This window comes from Mesorhizobium sp. M0140, assembly GCF_040322475.1.
Lineage (GTDB): Bacteria > Pseudomonadota > Alphaproteobacteria > Rhizobiales > Rhizobiaceae > Mesorhizobium.
Window position 1 is genome coordinate 1 of sequence record NZ_JAMYTM010000011.1, and the last position, 19,375, is coordinate 19,375.

Here is a 19,375-nt window from a genome sequence, read left to right on the forward strand (position 1 = left end):
CACGAACAGGATGGAAACGAATCTCCATCCTGTTCGATAGGTCTTACCAGATCCTCATCCAGCCCAACTTAAGTGAACTGCATTAGTCCGAAGCTGTCCGTTTCGCTGCATGATCACCAGCACGGCCGCCGCACTGCAGACAGCGGCAATGGCGGATCTTCCTGGCCTAAGTCTGGAGGACTTGCGCGGCGGCAATCTCGCTATGGCTCAGCAGTAGCTCGTTCAGTTTGCCGCTTTGCTATCGGCCGCGTGTATCGATCGAGCGGGCGGGGAAGACAGGGCACGTTGATCCGCAGGCTGCTCACTGAAGTAAAGTGAACTGCCGAGTAGAAGGAACACGATGCCCACCGCCGTTAATCCAACCATGAGCACGGCGATCGCCGTTCCTGGGCCATGGCCCGTCTTGATGATGGTGGATCGGTGGGGCATCGCGCTGTTCTCCAGGCATGGCACCCGGCGGGGCCGCTTTCGACAAACGACGAACACGGCCCCGATGTTCCCTCGTTGGAAGCTTCAATCGGTCACGTCGGGCTTTTGCTTTTTCCTGTAGGACCAAGGTCTTATCCGTCGTGCGCAAAAGTCCAAGGGGCCTTGTTCAGTTCCGATAATGTCCCTTGGATGTTCCGCTATTTTAGGTAAATCTGATATAATGCCTAGGCGGAAAACTTAGCCGGCCAAGCACATTTTCCCGCGAACCGGGCATGGAAAATGTGGCTTTGGCAAGTTCAACAACAGGCAGTCATGTCTCGGGCGACGAATGGCTCACGTCTCGTCGAATCGGCCCTCGCGGGTCTGATCGCGCGTGATCGCGGCTTCTTCCTCATCATCGGGAAGGGCATCGTCGCTGTCCTGGTACGCGTTATCGTCGTCCTCGTCGGGCAGATCGCCGTCTTTTTCGACGCCGTAACGCATGTCGCCGTTTTCCGGCACGGACTCTGGCAGGATCTCGCCGCCCTTGATCGCATCCCAATCCTGCTGCTCGATGGTAGGCCCATCCGCCTGCGGTGCGTCATCTTCGATGTCGGCGCTTGGTTTGTTGCGCGGTGCCATGCCGGCCTCCTTCCTTGAAAAAACTGGAGGCGAAACTCGGCGTGCCGGCATTTGTTCCCCTGCTCGAAGTGCAAAGAGCGGGCGTGCTTCTGGATTTTCGACGGCTGGCGCGTCAGCCCAGCCCCGCCGGCACCGCCGCCGCGCGCCGGATCGCCACCGTTGCCAAGTCGCCGCGCAATGGAAAGCGCGCAGTGGCGATCGGCCGCTTACTTGCGAAGTTGCTAAAATAATGAAATGTTGTTCGCGGGAAATGGGATGAGCAGGGACTGGTTGGAACCGGCGCGGTTTCGGCGGTTTGGGGAAACCATGTATTTTGGGCAGTTTCTCGTAGGAATGTCAGCCACGGCTCTCATTGTCGCGGTGTGGACCTATATGGTCACCGGCTCTTTCTGGGAGGCATTTGCCTGGACGATAGCGACGCTGCTTGTCCTGCAGGTCGGCTACTTCGTGCTCATCATGAGGCTGATCTTCAGGCGCTCGCACGATATCGTGCCGAGCCAGGATCCGGTAGACGCCTTCCCGCCATTGCATCGCGACGGTGTCCAGCTTTGAGACCGGCTGGCCAGGATCACTCGCGCGTGTGCGCCCGGGCAAATTCGGGGAACCTCGCCCACAGCGCGATCACGGTGTTTGGTCACTGAGAGACAGCGTTGTCTGGGCATAGCCCTGCTGGAGGTTTCGGCACAGCGTATCGTGGGAACATTTCGGCGTCGTCGTGGGAACATGATGCATGCGCGACCGGCTTCGCATGGCTCAGGCCGTCAGGTGGAACAAGTGATCATGCTTCGCGTCCTCTAGCAGTACCGGTGAGGTTGCCACCTCTATCGGCACTGCCATGGCTCGCTCTGCTCCCGGCGGGGCGAGTCTTTTTCGTGCTCCCATCGTCGAGATAGAGGACGCGAGGCTGATTTGACGCGGCGACAACAGGTGCTTCGCCAATTCGGCTGCAGAAGGGATTTTTCGTCTTCTAATGTCCGTACACATTTGTGCAAGTTTTCAAGCATTTCCGCGCTGTCTGCCGCATGCTTGATCAGCAACAAATTAATATCCGGGCTGCAAACATAACATCTTCAATTCTGAAGTTGGATGGAACCACATGGCAGCGGTGGAGTTTTTATGGAGGGCGGAATTCAATTGTCACTAGGAGACGGTCATGAAACTTTATCTTACAAGCGCGGCGGCTGCCATCGTCCTGACGGGCGGCATTGGTGCGGCGCTGGCGGAGAGCGTCGTCGTCGTCCAGCCGCAGCAGGAGACGGTCGTTCGCGAATACATCAAGAGGGAACCGCTTGCCTCGGTGAACCTTCTGGGGGTCGAACTCAAGCTCGGCTCGTCGGTACCGGACACTGTCGAACTGCGTGAAGTGCCCGACGTCAAATACCGCGTCGCGGTGATCAATGACCAGACGGTCCTCGTCGACCCGGAGACCCGCCAGATCGTTGAAGTGCTGCACTAAGGGGTTCCCGCAGCACTGGACCTTGGGAAAAACCCGCCCCGACGTCGCGTCGGTGGCGGGTTTCCTTTTGTCGCGATCCGCGATGGCCTATTCGGCGGCCAGTCTATCCTGCGTCTTGGTCTCGAAATCGCTGGCGTCGTGGCGCTCATGCAGTTGCATGGCAGGCTCGCCGAAAGCGCGGTTGACCATGCGGCCGCGCTTGACCGCCGGTCGGGCGTCGATCGCCTTGGCCCAGCGTTGCACATGTGCGTATTCCTGCACGGATAGGAACTCGGCGGAATCATTGTACATGCGTCCGAGCGCCAGCCCGCCATACCAGGGCCACACGGCCATATCGGCGATGGAATAGTCCTTGCCGCCGAGATATTCAGTCTCGGCCAGCCGGCGGTCGAGCACATCCATCTGGCGTTTCACCTCCATCGAGAAGCGGTCGATGGCATATTCGAACTTTTCCGGCGCATAGGCGTAGAAATGGCCGAAGCCGCCGCCCAGATACGGCGCCGAGCCCATCTGCCAGAACAGCCAGGACAGCACTTCGGCGCGCGCCGGCTGTTCGGTAGGCAGGAATTCGCCGAACTTTTCGGCGAGATAGACCAGGATCGAACCGGATTCGAAGATGCGCACCGGCGTCTTGCCGCTGCGGTCCATCAGGGCCGGGATCTTGGAGTTGGGATTGACCTCGACGAAGCCGCTGCCGAACTGGTCGCCATCGTTGATCCGGATCAGCCAGGCATCGTATTCAGCGCCCTTGTGGCCGCGCGCCAGAAGCTCTTCCAGCATGACGGTGACCTTGACGCCGTTCGGCGTCGCCAGCGAATAGAGCTGCAACGGATGCTTGCCGACGGGCAGTTCCTTGTCTTGCGTCGGCCCGGCGATCGGCCGGTTGATGCTGGCAAAGGCTCCGCCGCTCGGCTTGTTCCAGGTCCATACTTTCGGCGGTGTGTAGTCGGTCATTTCGTGGCCTCGTGTCGGGGAAGGATGGCAGGTCGCCATAAACTAGGGCTGCGGATGTGTAAGTTCAACTTGCGTTGAACTATTATCGATGCCCGCATTGCCAACATCGGCAATTGGGCACTTCCTCACCCTTGCGCCTTCTCCTGCGTGGCATACCTATAGAAGATGTCACCAAAGCCCACCCAGGACAGAAGCATGACCATCAATCCCAATCCGCGCTCGGTCGTCGCCGTGCGGGCCACTGTCCCCGAAGATGCCTTTACGGCCGGGGCGCTCGGCACGCTCAGGGAAGGCAGCGGCGTCGTCATTCGCAACGACGGGCTGGTGCTGACCATCGGCTATCTCATCACGGAGGCGGAAGAAGTCTGGCTGACCAGTCATGACGGCCGCGTCATCCCCGCGCACGCGCTGGCCTACGACCAGGAATCGGGCTTCGGCCTGGTGCAGGCGCTGGCGCCGCTCGGCCTGCCGGCGGTGGCGCTGGGCGATGCCGGCAAGGCCAGGATCGGTGACGCCGTCGTGCTGGCCGACGGTATCGGTCAGTCTGTGCAGGCCAGGATCGTGACCAAGCAGGAATTCGCCGGCTATTGGGAATATCTGCTCGACGAGGCGATCTTCATTGCACCGGCGCACCCGTCCTGGGGCGGTGCCGGGCTGTTCGGCGCTGACGGCTCGCTGCTCGGCATCGGTTCGCTGCGCCTGCAGATGAGCCGCAACGGCGAGGTCGCCGATATCAACATGGTGGTGCCGATCGATCTTTTGCCGCCCATTCTCGACGACCTCCTGACACGCGGCCAGGTGGCCAAGCCGCCGCGCCCGTGGCTCGGCGCCCTGTCGGCCGAAAGCGACGGCAGAGTGGTGGTGATGAGCGTGACCGAGGGCGGCCCGGCGGCCAAGGCCGGCCTGCGCCAAGGCGACATCATCTCCGACATCCGGGACGGCGCGGTCGACGGGCTGGCCGATTTCTATCGCAAGCTGTGGGAGAGCGGCTCGGCGGGGGCCGAGATTCCAATGCGGGTGTTGCGCGACGGCCGCGAAACCTGGCTGCGCGTCAAATCGGCCGACCGCGGCAGTTTTCTGAAAAAGCCGCAACTGCAGTAGACGCGTCGATGGCGTCGGCGATGTCATCGGGTTGCCAATTCGCCCGACGGGCAGCCGCTCGGCCATCGCGGCCAGGGCCTCGGCGGGATTGCCAAGCGCCTGGCGCGCCTGCCGCAGCCGGTTCTCGCCGCGCCCGGCGATGATCACCTCGGCGCCGGCCTCGACGCAGCGCCGGGCCAGCGCCAGACCCATGCCAGAGCCGCCACCGACGATCAGGATTTTCTCATTTGAAATGCTCATTCGCTCTGCCTTTGCTTGGATGGAGAAGGGCAGGGAATTGGCAGTTCGGTACGGCAAGTGAAAACGGAAGAAACCGATAGCGCTATCGGAAGCGCCGATGATGCAGGGCGATCAGTTGCCGCAAGCGGTGAAGGCGGTGCCCGGGTTCCAGTCCTTGAAGGCGATGGTCTGGCCTTCGACCGAGACGGTCTTGTGCTTGGTGCTGCCGTCCGGCTGCTTTTCGCTGCCGGTGCCTTTGCCGGTCAGGACATTGTACTCGCAGGCGCTTTCGGCATTCTCCTTCAAATAGTCATCATGGTCATAGGCGAAGCCGGCGACGATGAAGGCAGCGTCGCGCCAGGCGATGGTCAGCGTCATGTCGGTCCGTTCGCTGCCGACCGGCATCGCCGGCAGGTAGAATTTGATCGAACCGTTGGGCAGCATCGTCAGTTCCGGCTCGGTGTCGGAGTTCTCGTAACCCGGCCGGTCGTAGCCGTTCCATTCCCCGTGGATCTGCTCGTGCACGGTTTCGACGGGCTTGAGGTAATTGTGCTCCTTGTCCCTGAGGAAGAAGTGGACATCCATCGGGTGGCCGGGCTCGGTCTCCACCACCATGGCGAGATCGACGGCGCCGTCGCCGTTGAAGCCCCCGGTCACCGCTGTGATGATCTTCCGGGTTTCGATTGGCTCGGCGAGGGCGGCCGTGGGGAGAGACAACACAAAGGCGAGCAACAGAGATTTCATGGCATATTCCCCCGGGAGCGAGATGGCGTGCCCGAGCACGAGCATGGCAGGTATTCCGAAATTTCATACAGCGGGGCCGGGAGAAAAATGTTCAGGTCGAGGGGCGCGAAGGAACGCCGTAGGCGCCCGCCAAGTTTGCTGCCGGAAACTGACAGCGACTCGTGCCATTCTGGTCGATGACGGGCAATGCCAGGGACGACAGAGAGGGAACTGATGGCGCGAGCGACACCGAAAGGACAGGCCGGCTAATGGCGCCGGTCAAGGTTGATCCCGACAAGGTCCATGAATTCCCGGATCCGGGCAGCTTCTACGCATGGCTCGGCAAGCACCACGCCACGGAAACCGAAGTGTGGATCAAGGTTCACAAGGTGGGGTCGGGACTGAAATCGATCACCCCCAAGCAAGCCATCGACGTGGTGCTGTGCTTCGGCTGGATCGATGCGGTGCGCAAGGGGTTGGACGACAAGAGTTTCCTGCAGCGCTACACGCCGCGCGGTCGGAAGAGCATCTGGAGCCTGATCAACATCGACAATGTCGCGCGGCTGGTCGAGGAGGGCCGCATGACCGAGCATGGGCTCAAACAGGTCGAGGCGGCCAAGGCGGACGGGCGCTGGGCGCGCGCCTATGGCAGCGGCAAGGAGATGAAGATCCCCGATGATCTGCAAGCGGCAATCGACGCCGAACCCGCTGCGAAGGCGATGCTGGCAAAACTCAGTGCGCAGAACCGTTTCGCGCTCGCCTTCCGCACCCACAACATGAAGACCGAGGCCGGGCGCAAGAAGAAGATCGAGACGTTTGTGGCAATGCTGAAGCGCGGCGAGACGATCTACCCGCAAGGCAGGAAGTAAGGTTTGGGGTGGGCTGGTTTGGGCGCCAGTTCGTCTTCGGCACGGCAAGCCTGTCCGCACGGGATCCGGCGTTGCGCGAAGCGCTTCAGGATCTGAATCGTGAAATTGTTCCAACTGCTTGTTTTTGCGCAATTCGATGGTCGGCGCGTCGCGCGGCTGTTTCAGCAACGACATCGCCGGTGGACGAAGGACGGCACGGCGGCTACCCTTCGAAAGCCGCGACGATCGAGCGGCGGACGCTGGGAGTCGTTGCCGTTGAGAAGAGTTGCTTCGTGGACGATGGCGCTGGGTCTCATTGTCATCGTCGCGTGTGTGGGAGCCGGCGCCACGCTTGCCCAGACCTCGCCCGACCAGACGTCTCCCGACCTGGCTTCTCCCTCGGCCTCGCCGGCAAAAGAGATCTCGGTCGGGATCAAGGAGGCGCCGCCTTTTGCGTTCAAGCTGCAGGACGGCAGCTGGTCGGGATTGAGCATCGACCTCTGGCAGAAAATCGCCGGGCGGCTCAACCTTCGCTTCCGCTATGTCGAAGTGCCTGCCGTGCAGGACCAGATCGATGGCGTCGTCAACGGCAGGTTCGATGCGGCGATGGCCGCGATCACGGTCACGGCCGACCGCGAAAAGGCCGTCGACTTCACGCAGCCCTTCTTCACGACCGGGCTCGGCATTGCGACACCGCTCAACAACCAGCCGTCATGGCGGCCGGTGCTGCATGCCCTGACGTCGTTCGGCTTCCTGCAGGCGGTGCTGGGGCTGGTCATCATATCGGTGGTGGTCGGCGTCCTGATCTGGATGTTCGAACGTCGGCACAATGACGATTTCGGCGGCGGCGTCGCCAAGGGACTGTTTTCCAGCATGTGGTGGTCGACCATCGCCGCGACGCAAGCCAGCACCGGTGATTTCGGTCCGCGAACCGTGCCGGGGCGCGTGCTGGCCGCGCTCTGGATGATGGGATCGATCATTGCGATCGCGGTGTTCACCGCGGGTGTCACATCGGTGCTGACGGTGACGCAGATGGAAGGAATGGTGCAGGGCGAAAGCGATCTCGCCGCGGTCAGGGTCGGCGCGGTGCAGAGTTCGTCGACGGCGTCCTATCTGAATTCGACCCAGATCCGTCATCAGGACTTTGCCTCGATCCAGCAGGGCCTCAACGCGCTTCGCGCCGGCAAGATCGATGCGCTGGTGCACGACAAGCCGCTGCTTGGCTGGCTGGTCGGGCAGAATTACGCGACGAGCCTGCAGGTTCTCGATGCGACCTTCGACCAGCAGCAATATGCCATTGCGCTGCCGCTCGGCAGCCCGTTGCGCAAGTCTCTCGATGTCGCCCTCCTGCAGACCATCGAAAGCGATTGGTGGAAACAGGCCGTTTTCCAATATCTGGGCGAGAAGTAGTCCGGCAGGAACTTCCGCGGTGCGATGCGCTGGAAAAACCGCCCTCGCTCTGCGAGAGAGGCGGCCCTTCCTTCGAGAATTGATGGTTGCTGTCACTGGTTCAGGTCGACCGGCGTCACGCCAAGGAGTTTCAGGGCGTTGGCGTAGGTCCTGATGCCTTGGGCCTGTTTGCGCTCGGCACAAAACCGGTTCGCCTTGTCCTGGAGCGCGGTTGCCTCGGCGATCTGGCTTGCGCTGGTGCCTGGGGCGACTTTCGTTTGGATGGCCCCGTCGAGTTGAAGGCCGAGCTGGCTGCAATATTCGCTCCGGGTGACCGCTGCGTCCGCACCCGATTGTGCGACCGCCAGCATGGCGAGCGAAATGCCTGTCAGGGCACCGATCCATCCGGTCAAACGTCGTTGCATGTTTCGGGACCATTTCTTCGCGTTGTGCCGCGGCCGCTTGGCCGCCGCGAGGGTGGTTATGACAGGCGATGTTTTCGCGAGTTTTTCCCGGATGTTGAATCTTGTTTCTGGGGTGTGTCTGGGGTGAAGCTGTCAGTCTCCCCCCACGAGGGCAGGGCTATCGCATATGGAATTCCTGAGGGTAGTGTGCTGAGATGTCTGCCCGGCACGGACCCCCACCCCTAACCCCTCCCCACAAGGGGGAGGGAGACTTCCGTTGGCACTGACCCGGGAGAATCGCCTGTCTTTTCGGCGCCAAGAAGAATTAAAGGCACGCGGCAGCGTTCCCTCCCCCTTGTGGGGAGGGTTAGGGTGGGGGTTCTTCTTCGCAAGAATCCATATGCGATAGCCCTGCCACGAGGGGGGAGATCGGCTGTATGCGGCGCTTGCGCCTCTTTCTTTGCGGCCATCCTTCGCGTAAGGCGCCGGGCAAATCCTTTCACGCAGCATATAGCCCGGACACCGCATGATCAGACTTGAAAGCATCAGCAAGCAGAACGGCCGTCAGCTTGTCTTCATCGAAGCGTCGGCGTCGCTGCAGAAGGGCGAGAAGGTCGGCCTCGTTGGGCCGAACGGCGCCGGCAAGACGACGCTGTTTCGCATGATCACCGGCCAGGAGCAGCCCGACGAAGGCCAGGTGCAGGTGGATCGCGGCGTCACCATCGGCTATTTCAGCCAGGATGTCGGCGACATGGAAGGCCACAGCGCCGTGGCCGAAGTGATGAACGGCGCCGGGCCGGTCAGCGAAGTCGCGGCCGAAATGGCAGCGCTCGAGGCGGCCATGGCCGATCCCGAGCAGGCCGACCGGATGGACGAAATCATCGAAAAATATGGCGAGGCGCAGCACCGCTTCGAGGAGCTCGACGGCTACGCGCTGGATGGCCGCGCCCGCGAAGTGCTCGACGGTCTCGGCTTTTCGCAGGAGATGATGGACGGCGATGTCGGAAAGCTGTCCGGCGGCTGGAAGATGCGCGTGGCGCTGGCCCGCATCCTGTTGATGCGGCCCGACGCCATGTTGCTCGATGAGCCATCGAACCATCTCGACCTGGAAAGCCTGATCTGGCTGGAATCCTTCCTGAAAAACTATGACGGCGCGCTGTTGATGACCTCGCACGACCGCGAGTTCATGAACCGCATCGTCAACAAGGTGGTCGAGATCGACGCCGGTTCGCTGACCGCCTATTCCGGAAACTACGAATTCTACCAGCAGCAGCGGGCGATCGCCGACAAGCAGCAGCAGGCACAGTTCGAGCGCCAGCAGGCGATGCTGGCCAAGGAGATCGCCTTCATCGAGCGCTTCAAGGCGCGCGCCTCGCATGCCGCACAGGTGCAGAGCCGGGTGAAGAAGCTGGACAAGATCGACCGCGTCGAGCCGCCGAAGCGCCGCCAGACCGTGTCCTTCGATTTCCTGCCGGCGCCGCGCTGCGGCGAGGATGTCGTGACGCTGAAGAACGTCCACAAGGGCTATGGCAGCCGCTCCATCTATGAGGGGCTCGACTTCCAGGTCCGCCGGCGCGAGCGCTGGTGCATCATGGGGGTCAACGGCGCCGGCAAGTCGACGCTCTTGAAGCTGGTCGCCGGCGCTTCCGAGCCCGACACCGGCACGGTGGCGCGCGGGCCAAGTGTGAAAATGGGCTATTTCGCCCAGCACGCGATGGAAGTGCTGGAAGGCGAGCGCACTGTGTTTCAGACACTGGAGGACGCGTTTCCGCAAGCTGGCCAGGCGCCGCTCAGGGCACTTGCCGGCTGCTTCGGTTTTTCCGGCGACGAGATCGAGAAGAAATGCCGTGTGCTGTCAGGCGGCGAGAAGGCGCGGCTGGTGATGGCGCTGATGCTGTTCGACCCGCCCAACCTTTTGGTGCTGGACGAGCCGACCAACCATCTCGACATCGCCACCAAGGAGATGCTGATCACGGCACTGTCGCAGTACGAGGGCACCATGCTGTTCGTGTCGCACGACCGGCATTTTCTCGCGGCGCTTTCCAATCGCGTGCTGGAACTGACGCCCGAAGGCATCCACACCTATGGCGGCGGCTATACGGAATATGTCGAGCGCACCGGGCAGGAAGCGCCGGGATTGAGGAGCTAGGCCCTTACCGCAGCGAGATGCTCATGCCGCTGAGATCGGCGTTGACCTGCAGGCCGACCTGCCTGCCCGTCAATTCGAGCCGGACGCCCTTGTCGTTGCTCATGACGATCACCTGAGCCCCTTTGCCAAGCGCGCCGCCACCGCCCGCCGCACCATAGACCCCGGTCACATCCCGTGCGCGTTTGATGTGGCGCACGGTACCTTGGAAATAGGTCTTGGAGACGCCGAAGGCGAGACCGCCCGAGACGCCGCCGACCGAGATGGGATAGCGGCGGCCATGGAAGGTCAGCGTTCCTTCGCCTCCGGAGCCACCGACGAAGAAGGCAGCCTTGTAGACGGCGAAGCGGATCGTGCCGCTGTCGGCATGCGCGGCGCTGGCAAAGCCGATGCTCGCGGTGGCGATGGCGGCAACCGCGATGGAACGAAATCCGGATGAAATCTTCATGGTGAGAACTCCTCAATGTCGCCGCTTTGCCGGCCGCAGCGTGGGATCAAAGTTACAACTGAACAGTCTCGCCCGTGATTTGGTTCCAGGCCCCGCGATTTGGTTCCAGCATGGATTCGAATCCGGCGGCTGGAGGGCCGGGGAGGAGGCGGCGGGTTGCGAGGGTGGGGAAGGCGCCTGACCGCAGCTATCGCCTTGTGGGATGAAGAGGTCTATGCAGGCCCTTCACAAGGCTCAGGAGAGGCTTCGGATGAGAATCGCAATCTGCCTCGCATTGACTGCGGCAGTGGCCGGATGCGCGACCTCTCCGGTCGACTATGAGGCGTCGCTTTCGCAGCAGGATCAGAAATGGGCTTCGCCGGCATGCCAGCAGGCACGCAGGGCGGCTTCCGATTACGAGGCTCGCGAGAAAGAGCATCCGGGGTGGGGTTTCGGCGTCTTGCTTGGTCCATACTCGATGGGGCTCGTCGCAGCCATCAAGGAGCATGAGCAGAAGCAACGAAAACTGTTCGCCCGCGAGGTGCATCTGCAATGCTCGAGCCTGCCGCTGCCGAAGGAACTGCAGGGCGATTTGAACCCTGGGGTACCGCCGACGAAGTATCCATAGCCCTGCCGCGCCTTCCCAGCAGAAGGCGCCGGGGCTGCGAAGCGGCGTGGGTGATGGAGAGCCACCGTTGGGCCTTATGTGATCTCCAGCATGTTCGCCGGCATCACCGGCCTGCTCTATATCGGCCTGATCAAGGCGCCATCGCTGTCGCTCGCCGAACCGCTGGTGCTGCCCTCGATGGCCGCAGCCGTGATCCGCGGCACCTCGATCTTCGGCGGCCGCGGCGGCTACACCGGCACCATCATCGGCGCGCTGATCCTGACGGTGCTGACGACGCTCTTGACCATCCTGCAGATGCCGGAGGGGGCAAGGCGGATTCTGTTCGGGCTGATCGTGCTGTTCGTGACGGCGGCGTATTTGAGGATCGTGGAGGAGAGGTAGGGTGGGTTGAGGTGGATGGCTGCTTTTGGGCCGGTTCCAAACAGGCCGCTTCCCCCAATGACGTAACTTAGCTGCCGTTAGCGGCGAAGTGCTTAGCGCGACGCTATTGAGCTCATTTCGTAAGAAAGTCTGTTGACAATTATTCCGCGTGGATCAGCTCAGATATTGAGATTACAGTAGCGCGCACGCTGCCCGACTCAGTCGAGGCCATATATTTAATGAAATTTTCTATCGCGGTCCGCCTGACTGGCTACTGCAGAACCTCTCAGCACAACGGGACCTTTGGCGAATGGCAGTTTCATTTGTACATTTGTCGGACATCCACTTCGGCCAGGAAAAGGGTGGCGAACTGGAGACCCATAATGACGTGAAGGAGCGGCTGCTGGCCGACGCTGCCACTCAAGTCAAGAAGCTCAACTTATCGATCGATGGCATCATCGTGACGGGCGACGTGGCCTTCGCAGGCAAGGCATCTGAATTCAAAGAGGCGGGCCGTTGGCTAGATCGCCTTGCTCAGGGCGTAGGATGTGGCGAAACAGCAGTACAGGTAGTGCCGGGCAATCATGACATCGACCGGTCAGAAATATCCGGCGGATGTCATCTTATGCTGCAGTCCATACTTGACGAGGGCGAGCCAGCTTTCGACAGATACCTGAACGACGCTGCCGACTGCGAAACTCTATATCGAAAGCTAAGCGCCTACTTCGATTTCGCCGAGGGCTACAATTGTTTCTTGGACAAGAGGGGCGGCATTGCCAGTAACAAATCCTTCGATCTGGCTCCTGGTCGCTCCATTCGGATCATGGGTCTAAATTCATCCCTGATGTGCTGGGCTGACGAGGAGGAGGGAAATCTCTTGCTCGGCGCCAGGCAGCGTGTATTGCCGATTAAGGCCGGCGAGGAGCTTGTGATCCTCTGCCATCATCCCCTCAATTGGTTCAACGACGAGAAGAAGGCGCGGGGATACATCCGAAACAGGGCTCGTGTGCTGATGACCGGCCATGAACACCAGCCGTCCGTCATGGTTGACGACAAAAAGCCAGGCCGCGATCTCCTCATTATAGCATCTGGTGCCGCAATACCTCCCCATGCGACAGACGAGTATGGATACACCTACAATATTCTGACCTTCGATTGGGACAGCGAAATCGATGCCCTGAAGGTGTCCATCATCCCTAGGACGTGGTCGGACGACGACATGGATTTCATCGCCGATGAGGTCTTACTGAAGGACACTGGATCGCCCATACTATTGGCATCGGCAAACTTTCAGGCTGCCGCAAAGCAGGTCGAGCCAGAGGCGCCGGAAGGGCCGGATGAGGTCGCGTATCCCGTAGCGGAAGCGGAGAGGATCGTGATTGTCGAGGAAACAACTGTGCCAGACAGGTTTGCGATGGTCCTTCTCAGATTTTTCAGAGATCTGTCGCCTCCACAGCGGCTGCGGATACTTGTCCATCTCGAGGCTCTACCGCCCACCTGGAAAGGTACCATGACACACGGGATGGAGCGCACCGTCGTCGATAAGTTGATGAAGGATGGTCGTCTGGCTCAACTGGAGGCAGAGATCGAGCGAGAACAATCTGCCAAGTCAGAATAGGGGCAACGGGGGTAACTATGTTGGATATTGCACCGCACGTCAGGATTTTCGAGGCATCGCCGAGCGACGAATTCGTCAAGAAAAGGCAAGCGGCAATAAAAGAAATTGCCGGGAAATTTTTCAAACCGAACTACATTGCAAGACTACTGTCCGTCGCCAACGGCGTCGTCATTGCCAGCGGCGGCGGAAAACTTCCGCCTGACTTGGCTAGTGACGTAGCTACGTCCATCACGAAAGTATCGCCGTCGTTTGTTGCGGAGGGCCATGATTTAGAATTGGCAACGTGCGCGATGCTCGCCGCAATCACCGCAATACAAACTGGAAACAAGTCCGGGGCACTTACTGCGGCAGACTACATTGCGGTCGGCATTTGGTCGGGAATGTCATGGCAACCTGGAAGCAGCAATGAGAGATTCGAGAAGCTGCGGAAATTTCTTCTGGCTTTGTCACGGGATCATGTTCTGAAAGCAGCTGCGGTTGGCAGGACTCGCTCACAACCCGCAGGGGCTGTTGCGCTTGCTACGGATAATGGCAATTTGGGAAAGGTCGTCGAGAACCTGAGATCCGTTGTCGACACGCTGATCACCAATGCGGCTGTCGATCGCGAAGAGATTGATTTGCTGTGGTGGTCGATTTCTGGGTGGAGCGATGTCTTGGAAATGAAGTATGCCGACGCGAAGCCCACTGCCGCAGCTATCGCACTGGGCTTGGACGCAGCGAAGCGCCTTCGTCGCATGCCGGTGGAATTGCACAAAGCGTTGGTTATACGGCGCGTGCCTGAAGGTGAGAGCGTTTCCCTGGCGCAACTCGTGAAAACTCTCGGTGACGACCGCGCTGCATTAGGCGCTAGCTTTGGAAGCAAACCGCTCGTCACCGAAAATACCCAGGTGTTTCCGCTCCTTAACGTCTTGGCATCGGGTTACACCAAAGGAGTGGGTAAAGGCGCCTTCTCGTTGCCCGATCTGGCGTTGAGGGCCCTTCTGGAAGCTGTAACCTTCGATGTGCTTGAGAGGCGCGAGGTCTGAGATGCTCGCCGAGTGCCCCCAAGAGAACTGTACGGTCGGCACGACAGGCAAATGCCTGCTCAACAACGAGCCCGCGTCGAGTTGTCCGCACTATCAGGCATTGACAGAAGATACCGAAGTCTCGGTGGACGAAGAGCTGCTCTCCGAGCCCGAGCAGAATCCGTCGTTCCAATCCAGCAACACGCTCACGGAAGATAACCTGAGCCTTATGATGGGTAGCAGATACTGCACGATGGTCGGTATCATCGGGCCACCCGATTCCGGGAAGACCGCAGCATTGGTAAGCCTCTACCTTTTGCTCTCGCACGGGAGGTTGGCTGGGTTCGAGTATGCCGACAGCAGAAGCCTGATGGCCCTCGACGAGATCAGTCGTGGCGCACGCCGTTGGACAGGCGGAACGCCACCCCAGCAGATGACCGCCCATACGGAATTGTCGGATGACCGGGCGGCGGGTTTTTTGCACCTGAAAGTTCGGGCGTCGGGACACGCTCCCACCATCGACTTCCTGTTCCCTGACCTCCCCGGGGAATGGTCTACCGCTATGGTGGAAGAAAGCCGTCACGACCGCCTGGCCTTCCTTCAGCGCGCAGACGTGGTCTGGCTGATGGTTGACGGCAGCCGTCTGACCAAGCTGGCTACCCGGCAGGGCGCCATTCATCGCACTAAACTCTACTTGCAGAGATTGAAGCAGTTTTTCCCGGATCTACCGCGCGTGATTCTGGTAGTAACTCGAGCTGACACTGGCGTCGTGAGCGAGGAGACCATAGAGACTATTTCGGATGAAGCGACGGTACTCGGGATAAGCCTGAGCGTTCAAGCGATCTCGTCGTTTTCCACCAACCCGGACGTGCCCGCTGGAACCGGCATTCCTCAACTCATTCTGGCCTCGATCGGAAGAGAACCTGAAGTAGCGGAATTCTGGCCCTCTTCGGACAAGGATAGTGGCACTCGTGCCATCGGGAACGTCGTGCGAGGAGGCGTCGAGATATGAGCGAGCACTCAATCGTACTTCTTGGCGGACCGGATTCCGGCAAGACCAATTACATGTCGCGCCTCTGGTTAGCTCTCAATTCTAAGAAGGCTGAATTGGTGGCATCGCGAAATCCCACAGACATAAAGTATGTCGAAGGAGGTGCAGAGCACATCCTGGGAGGCGCATTCGCCCCGCGATCCGACACGAACTCATTGCCGGACGATCTGACGTTGGACATCCCGGTTCGACTTGCCAGCGATCCCGAAGGGAAAGAGGTGCTGATCTCGGTGCCCGATGTCTCGGGTGAACTTTGGAAGGAAGCTATTGAACGCGGAGATGTTACGCGCGAGTGGATGGAAGCACTCCAGCAGGCCTCTGGTGCCCTTCTGTTTGTTCGGGTGCTATCCGCAGCTAATGTGACCCCTTTGGATTGGGTAAACGCCGCCGAGTACCTAAGCTGGGCTGGCGAAGGGGCGCCTAAAGACGAGCAAGGGGAGGAAGTTCTTGTTCCGACACAAGTCGCCTTGTGCGAGATGCTGCGCTTCCTCGATGAGACTCTTCTGCGCGTGGGCGGTAGGCCGCCGAAAGTAGCCGTATTGATAACTGCATGGGACCTCGTCGACGGACACCGCCGCCCGCGTGGGCCAAATGTCTACTTGAAGGAGGAGTATCCACTTTTTGCGGGGCGGTTGGCAGACTGCACCAGCCTAGACGTGCGCACTTTCGGCGTCAGCGTGGTAGGAGGAGACTTCGAGGACCCCGAATTCACGGCGAAATTCCAGGAAGGCGACATCGACGATATGGGGTACGTGGAGGTAAAAGATCCCGAGAAACGGTCGCTCAAGATTCACGATGTCACGCTGCCTGTCGCGTGGGTGGTCGGCTCCCTTTTTGACGATGAATGACCTGCTCATACATCAACAGAAGCATGGCTACCGTAACGGTCATCAGCTTCTCGAAAGCACGGTTCGGCTCGAAAGATCGGATCAGGATGTCGTCGACCGGCTGTCGGACCTTTCCGGTCAGATACGGCCGGGAGAAGTCATTCCCCCGTACCTGACTATTTACCCACTGCCCAGCCGCGCCTACCACGTCGTCGCAAGGACATGGCCGGATCTGACCGCCCCGCGCGCGGGCTGCGTTCTGACCAGAAGCCTCCTCATTCCCCGAAGATTTTGGCACGAGAACGCACACTTGCAGTGGTTGCTGAGGCAACTGCCCCACCCCGACGACAATGGACTTCTACCCATTGTTGGCAAAAGCGCAGAAGAGCCGATTCCTCCACTCGTTGATCCGCGAACACCTGAACTGGTCGAGGCTCTGTTCCTTGAGGCACGTAAGCCCCTGGTGGTCTTCGATGCGATCGACGCGGAGTTGCTCGCAACTAGGCTGCTCACCGCATTTTGGCCTGCGTTTCGCAACGAATTTTCGATCTGCACTTACGCGTTGGGGCCGCGCAAGATCGGGGGGCGAGACTTCGACTTAGTCTTCGCGCCGAAGAGCGCCCGGTCTAAGTTTTCAAACTGGTCCGGACGTAAGATCGAGGCTGGCTCACCGAAGAGTCCTCGTCATCGCTGGTCCACCGCAATCGCTGATGCGATCCTCCAGTCGGCCCACCCCACTCTAGCCTCGGGGGATGCACTCGGCCTTTTGGGAACGGGCGGCGCAGGTGACGAGGCTGCGTTCAGAAAGTCCCTCCTGTGGAATGAACTAGCTGAGAAGGCGCCTATCAGTGCCAGTGCTGTCCTCGGGATGCTCGATATCGTCAACTCCCAGCCCGGCCTCGCGTCCCATGCGATGAGAAGCTCGCGGTCACTGCTTGTCTCTGCGATCAGCTCGGCCGTCGAGAGCATGCCATCCGCGGATGCTTGGACTTTCCTTGAGACTTTGGCTGGCAAGGTGCGGGATCGGAATGACCTTGAGCCGCTTGGCGTCGAGGCGGGTAGGGACGCGGAGGAGTTGGCCGCTTCCGACCCAGATGCGGCGATCGAGTTCTCGCGTCGTTTTCAAGACGCGTCGGACCTCTTTCCAACCGACATTATGCAGGGGTTGGCCAATGGGCTGGGGGCCGCAGACGGCGCGACCATTGATTACCGGCGCATTCCCCCTTGGGTGGGGACCTTCCTGGTTGCTAACAGTTCGGTCTTTGCAGAGGCGGCCGCGCGCCGCATCAGAACCGGAGAGACACCAGCTTTGGATCTCGTGCCGTATCTCCAAACGGGCGATGTCATTTGGCGAGACAAAGCAGCTCGCCGGCTTGTGTCTGAGATAGACAGTCGTGAGTTCGCACCTTTGGTGTCCAGTATTCTGCATCGTAGCACGGGTGATGACCTTGCCGGTCGCGTTGCGGAAATCGTTCGCCGCTCGGGTCTTGCGTTCCCCGAGTTCGATGAAGCGCTCGTAGATGCCATTCGCGACGAGGCTACGATGCTGAGCGTGCGGGGCGTTGTCGCGCAAGAGTTAAAGGGAAGCAACGCAGATCGCTTTCTGGCGAAGACCATTCGCCTGGTGCCGAATGATATTGATTGGCTATTCGATGGCCCGATCGAGGGCTCGAGATCAGCAGCTTTGCTGTCAACGGTGATCGAAAGTCAAAGCGATCGGTCGGTCATCGAAGCACAAAGAGACCCGACAATACGTCGCAAGATGTTGGACACGTTGGCCAGGGACGTCGAGGCCACCGCGCCGCAGATAGCTCGGATACTGGTTTTGGGCGCAGTGTCGGTCGAAGACCTCCTTGAGTTCGCCCAACTCGCACTCGGCGTGCTGCGTAAAGGGCGACTACGTTCGGAAATCATCAACACGGCCCTTGAACGAGGGCTGTTTGAGGCCATGCCGGCCGACAGACGCGTCGAACTTCTTGTTACTGACCATTTTGACGAAGTTGGTGCTCGCCAGATGATATGGTGGAGTATCGCCGACGGAGTTTCGACGCCAAGGCTTGCTCAAAACCTGTCAATTTTGGCTCGTTTGCCTGACGCTCAGAAGGAGCTACTGGCGAACTGCATCGACAATTTGTCTGATCGTCTATCTAGGCGTGGACCCAATGGACTCGATGAGAAAGTCTGCGAGGCTTGGGCTCGCTTGCTTTGGGACGCTCGGGCAATTTCGCCTATGGTGCACCTAAGGGCGGCGACGACGAGTATGTCCGCCACTATCGAACTCACGCGATCGCCGGTAGCGGAGGTGCTCGCGGCAGCGTTTCCAACCGTCTATCAGGAATTGGCCTCCCGAAACAATAGAGACAATGATGGCATACTAGGCCTTGTCTTCGCTCTGCCCCGAATGCTGGTCAACGACTGGGACCGAGCAAAGCCCGCTCGGCACGGTTTAGTTGACGCATTCATGAGTTCGGACTGGCCCCCTTCGTACCTGCTGCTAGCCGCAGCTAGGGCGGGAATTCTCGATCGCATCTGCCTTCGTGTCTTGAGACAACGAGGAGGAAAGAAATACCTTAACCGGGCCGTTGCCGATTTGGGCCGGTTGACGCCAGACCAGGTCACTGCAATCCGCAAAAGACTCGACCATTTCGCCAAATCGGATATGGAGAATGAATGGGACTAGTCGACTTTTTCTGCCTGAGTGGGCGAACGAGCCGGCGTATGATTGGTCACGGACACGTCCGCTTTTGGGGTCTAGCTAAGTCTGTTCAACTGCTGCAATGAGGCGCAAAGCAGACCTCCTCCTGGTCGGATCCAACAGCGCTTTCGTAGAATTACGGCGGCAGTACACTCTTTACCCTGCCAGTTGCCCGCTCATCCCCCCGCCAGCCGCGGCAACAAAAAAATCTCCGCCCCCTGCGGCAGCTTCTTCGACCACGTATCCCTATAGATCGTCCCGTCGATCGCCACCGCAATGCCCTTGTCGATCAAGGGCTCGAGGCCGGGATACTGTTCAGCCAACTTCCTGAACAGCTCCCTTATGTCCTTGGCCTCGATCTCGACCTTGCTGTTGCCTCCGGCGGTCGCGGCGAGCGAGCCCCAGAGCGTTACTTCGACCATTCGCGAGACCCCTATTCGGGATGGAGCATGATGTTATCCGAAAACCGCTTCCC

Annotated in this window: 19 protein-coding genes and 2 pseudogenes; 14 read left to right on the forward strand and 7 right to left on the reverse strand. The window is 60.1% G+C overall.

Annotated features, from left to right (window positions below; all coding sequences use genetic code 11):
- Window positions 1-762: 762 nt before the first annotated feature.
- Window positions 763-1,050 carry a hypothetical protein gene (locus tag NKJ37_RS13305; RefSeq protein WP_023813332.1) on the reverse strand — a complete coding sequence of 96 codons (288 nt, stop codon included), beginning with the start codon at window positions 1,048-1,050 and terminating at the stop codon, window positions 763-765.
- 14 nt (window positions 1,051-1,064) lie between these two features.
- Between NKJ37_RS13305 and NKJ37_RS13310 the strand changes: the two genes are divergently transcribed.
- From NKJ37_RS13310 to NKJ37_RS13320, 3 genes are all read left to right on the forward strand, one after another.
- Window positions 1,065-1,280, forward strand: coding sequence for a hypothetical protein (locus NKJ37_RS13310; protein ID WP_023813333.1), 216 nt, complete (start codon window positions 1,065-1,067; stop codon window positions 1,278-1,280).
- A gap of 103 nt (window positions 1,281-1,383) precedes the next feature.
- Complete coding sequence (locus NKJ37_RS13315; RefSeq protein ID WP_245273286.1) at window positions 1,384-1,602, forward strand: exopolysaccharide production repressor protein; 219 nt, start codon at window positions 1,384-1,386, stop codon at window positions 1,600-1,602.
- A 601-nt stretch (window positions 1,603-2,203) separates the two neighbouring features.
- Complete coding sequence (locus NKJ37_RS13320; protein ID WP_023813335.1) at window positions 2,204-2,506, forward strand: DUF1236 domain-containing protein; 303 nt, start codon at window positions 2,204-2,206, stop codon at window positions 2,504-2,506.
- A gap of 87 nt (window positions 2,507-2,593) precedes the next feature.
- On the opposite strand, the gene yghU is transcribed toward NKJ37_RS13320, so the two are convergent.
- Window positions 2,594-3,460, reverse strand: coding sequence for a glutathione-dependent disulfide-bond oxidoreductase (gene yghU, locus NKJ37_RS13325; RefSeq protein ID WP_023813336.1), 867 nt, complete (start codon window positions 3,458-3,460; stop codon window positions 2,594-2,596).
- A gap of 195 nt (window positions 3,461-3,655) precedes the next feature.
- Here yghU and NKJ37_RS13330 point away from each other — a divergent pair, with 195 nt between their 5' ends.
- A complete protein-coding gene (locus NKJ37_RS13330) occupies window positions 3,656-4,561 on the forward strand; it encodes a S1C family serine protease (RefSeq protein WP_013530631.1) in 906 nt (301 codons plus the stop codon).
- An 87-nt stretch (window positions 4,562-4,648) separates the two neighbouring features.
- Here the strand turns inward: NKJ37_RS13330 and NKJ37_RS13335 are convergent.
- Window positions 4,649-4,801 (reverse strand): annotated as a pseudogene (locus NKJ37_RS13335) (SDR family NAD(P)-dependent oxidoreductase); the annotation flags it as partial.
- A gap of 111 nt (window positions 4,802-4,912) precedes the next feature.
- On the reverse strand, window positions 4,913-5,524 hold the full coding sequence (locus NKJ37_RS13340) for a hypothetical protein (RefSeq protein WP_352773977.1): 612 nt from the start codon (window positions 5,522-5,524) through the stop codon (window positions 4,913-4,915).
- 248 nt (window positions 5,525-5,772) lie between these two features.
- Here NKJ37_RS13340 and NKJ37_RS13345 point away from each other — a divergent pair, with 248 nt between their 5' ends.
- Window positions 5,773-6,372, forward strand: coding sequence for a YdeI/OmpD-associated family protein (locus NKJ37_RS13345; protein ID WP_023813338.1), 600 nt, complete (start codon window positions 5,773-5,775; stop codon window positions 6,370-6,372).
- Between the two features lie 255 nt (window positions 6,373-6,627).
- Entirely contained in the window at window positions 6,628-7,761 is a 1,134-nt protein-coding gene (locus NKJ37_RS13350; RefSeq protein WP_352773979.1) for a transporter substrate-binding domain-containing protein, read from the forward strand.
- Between the two features lie 92 nt (window positions 7,762-7,853).
- Here the strand turns inward: NKJ37_RS13350 and NKJ37_RS13355 are convergent, their stop codons facing one another.
- Window positions 7,854-8,165: a hypothetical protein gene (locus NKJ37_RS13355; protein ID WP_352773981.1), complete on the reverse strand. Its 312-nt coding sequence runs from the start codon at window positions 8,163-8,165 to the stop codon at window positions 7,854-7,856.
- Between the two features lie 505 nt (window positions 8,166-8,670).
- On the opposite strand from NKJ37_RS13355, the gene abc-f reads away from it, so the two are divergent.
- A complete protein-coding gene (gene abc-f, locus NKJ37_RS13360) occupies window positions 8,671-10,293 on the forward strand; it encodes a ribosomal protection-like ABC-F family protein (protein WP_352773983.1) in 1,623 nt (540 codons plus the stop codon).
- 4 nt (window positions 10,294-10,297) lie between these two features.
- Here abc-f and NKJ37_RS13365 read toward each other — a convergent pair whose 3' ends face one another.
- Window positions 10,298-10,738 (reverse strand): lipid-binding SYLF domain-containing protein, encoded by a 441-nt coding sequence (locus NKJ37_RS13365; protein ID WP_224699648.1) that lies wholly within the window; start codon window positions 10,736-10,738, stop codon window positions 10,298-10,300.
- 250 nt (window positions 10,739-10,988) lie between these two features.
- Between NKJ37_RS13365 and NKJ37_RS13370 the strand changes: the two genes are divergently transcribed.
- The 7 genes and pseudogenes from NKJ37_RS13370 (at window position 10,989) to NKJ37_RS13400 (ending at window position 18,885) form a co-directional block, all read left to right on the forward strand.
- Window positions 10,989-11,345 carry a hypothetical protein gene (locus NKJ37_RS13370; RefSeq protein WP_031213633.1) on the forward strand — a complete coding sequence of 119 codons (357 nt, stop codon included), beginning with the start codon at window positions 10,989-10,991 and terminating at the stop codon, window positions 11,343-11,345.
- A 75-nt stretch (window positions 11,346-11,420) separates the two neighbouring features.
- Window positions 11,421-11,726: pseudogene (locus tag NKJ37_RS13375) on the forward strand (ABC transporter permease); the annotation flags it as partial.
- 289 nt (window positions 11,727-12,015) lie between these two features.
- A complete protein-coding gene (locus NKJ37_RS13380) occupies window positions 12,016-13,323 on the forward strand; it encodes a metallophosphoesterase (protein ID WP_352773985.1) in 1,308 nt (435 codons plus the stop codon).
- 17 nt (window positions 13,324-13,340) lie between these two features.
- Window positions 13,341-14,348 carry a GTPase-associated system all-helical protein GASH gene (locus tag NKJ37_RS13385; protein ID WP_352773987.1) on the forward strand — a complete coding sequence of 336 codons (1,008 nt, stop codon included), beginning with the start codon at window positions 13,341-13,343 and terminating at the stop codon, window positions 14,346-14,348.
- 1 nt (window position 14,349) lies between these two features.
- Window positions 14,350-15,339 carry a TRAFAC clade GTPase domain-containing protein gene (locus tag NKJ37_RS13390; RefSeq protein ID WP_352773989.1) on the forward strand — a complete coding sequence of 330 codons (990 nt, stop codon included), beginning with the start codon at window positions 14,350-14,352 and terminating at the stop codon, window positions 15,337-15,339.
- On the forward strand, window positions 15,336-16,226 hold the full coding sequence (locus NKJ37_RS13395) for a TRAFAC clade GTPase domain-containing protein (RefSeq protein WP_352773991.1): 891 nt from the start codon (window positions 15,336-15,338) through the stop codon (window positions 16,224-16,226). The genes NKJ37_RS13390 and NKJ37_RS13395 overlap by 4 nt, the downstream gene beginning before the upstream one ends.
- A complete protein-coding gene (locus NKJ37_RS13400; protein ID WP_352773993.1) occupies window positions 16,219-18,885 on the forward strand; it encodes a GAP1-N1 domain-containing protein in 2,667 nt (888 codons plus the stop codon). The genes NKJ37_RS13395 and NKJ37_RS13400 overlap by 8 nt, the downstream gene beginning before the upstream one ends.
- A 191-nt stretch (window positions 18,886-19,076) precedes the next feature.
- Here NKJ37_RS13400 and NKJ37_RS13405 read toward each other — a convergent pair whose 3' ends face one another.
- A complete protein-coding gene (locus NKJ37_RS13405; RefSeq protein ID WP_013530645.1) occupies window positions 19,077-19,322 on the reverse strand; it encodes a MoaD/ThiS family protein in 246 nt (81 codons plus the stop codon).
- Window positions 19,323-19,375 lie beyond the last annotated feature (53 nt).

Bases quoted from the DNA above. Each gene is read 5' to 3' on its own strand.
- NKJ37_RS13305 (WP_023813332.1), bottom strand. From the start codon at position 1,050: ATGGCACCGCGCAACAAACCAAGCGCCGACATCGAAGATGACGCACCG.
- NKJ37_RS13315 (WP_245273286.1), top strand. From the start codon at position 1,384: ATGTCAGCCACGGCTCTCATTGTCGCGGTGTGGACCTATATGGTCACC.
- NKJ37_RS13320 (WP_023813335.1), top strand. From the start codon at position 2,204: ATGAAACTTTATCTTACAAGCGCGGCGGCTGCCATCGTCCTGACGGGC.
- yghU (WP_023813336.1), bottom strand. From the start codon at position 3,460: ATGACCGACTACACACCGCCGAAAGTATGGACCTGGAACAAGCCGAGC.
- NKJ37_RS13330 (WP_013530631.1), top strand. From the start codon at position 3,656: ATGACCATCAATCCCAATCCGCGCTCGGTCGTCGCCGTGCGGGCCACT.
- NKJ37_RS13340 (WP_352773977.1), bottom strand. From the start codon at position 5,524: ATGAAATCTCTGTTGCTCGCCTTTGTGTTGTCTCTCCCCACGGCCGCC.
- NKJ37_RS13345 (WP_023813338.1), top strand. From the start codon at position 5,773: ATGGCGCCGGTCAAGGTTGATCCCGACAAGGTCCATGAATTCCCGGAT.
- NKJ37_RS13355 (WP_352773981.1), bottom strand. From the start codon at position 8,165: ATGCAACGACGTTTGACCGGATGGATCGGTGCCCTGACAGGCATTTCG.
- abc-f (WP_352773983.1), top strand. From the start codon at position 8,671: ATGATCAGACTTGAAAGCATCAGCAAGCAGAACGGCCGTCAGCTTGTC.
- NKJ37_RS13365 (WP_224699648.1), bottom strand. From the start codon at position 10,738: ATGAAGATTTCATCCGGATTTCGTTCCATCGCGGTTGCCGCCATCGCC.
- NKJ37_RS13370 (WP_031213633.1), top strand. From the start codon at position 10,989: ATGAGAATCGCAATCTGCCTCGCATTGACTGCGGCAGTGGCCGGATGC.
- NKJ37_RS13380 (WP_352773985.1), top strand. From the start codon at position 12,016: ATGGCAGTTTCATTTGTACATTTGTCGGACATCCACTTCGGCCAGGAA.
- NKJ37_RS13385 (WP_352773987.1), top strand. From the start codon at position 13,341: ATGTTGGATATTGCACCGCACGTCAGGATTTTCGAGGCATCGCCGAGC.
- NKJ37_RS13390 (WP_352773989.1), top strand. From the start codon at position 14,350: ATGCTCGCCGAGTGCCCCCAAGAGAACTGTACGGTCGGCACGACAGGC.
- NKJ37_RS13395 (WP_352773991.1), top strand. From the start codon at position 15,336: ATGAGCGAGCACTCAATCGTACTTCTTGGCGGACCGGATTCCGGCAAG.
- NKJ37_RS13400 (WP_352773993.1), top strand. From the start codon at position 16,219: ATGAATGACCTGCTCATACATCAACAGAAGCATGGCTACCGTAACGGT.
- NKJ37_RS13405 (WP_013530645.1), bottom strand. From the start codon at position 19,322: ATGGTCGAAGTAACGCTCTGGGGCTCGCTCGCCGCGACCGCCGGAGGC.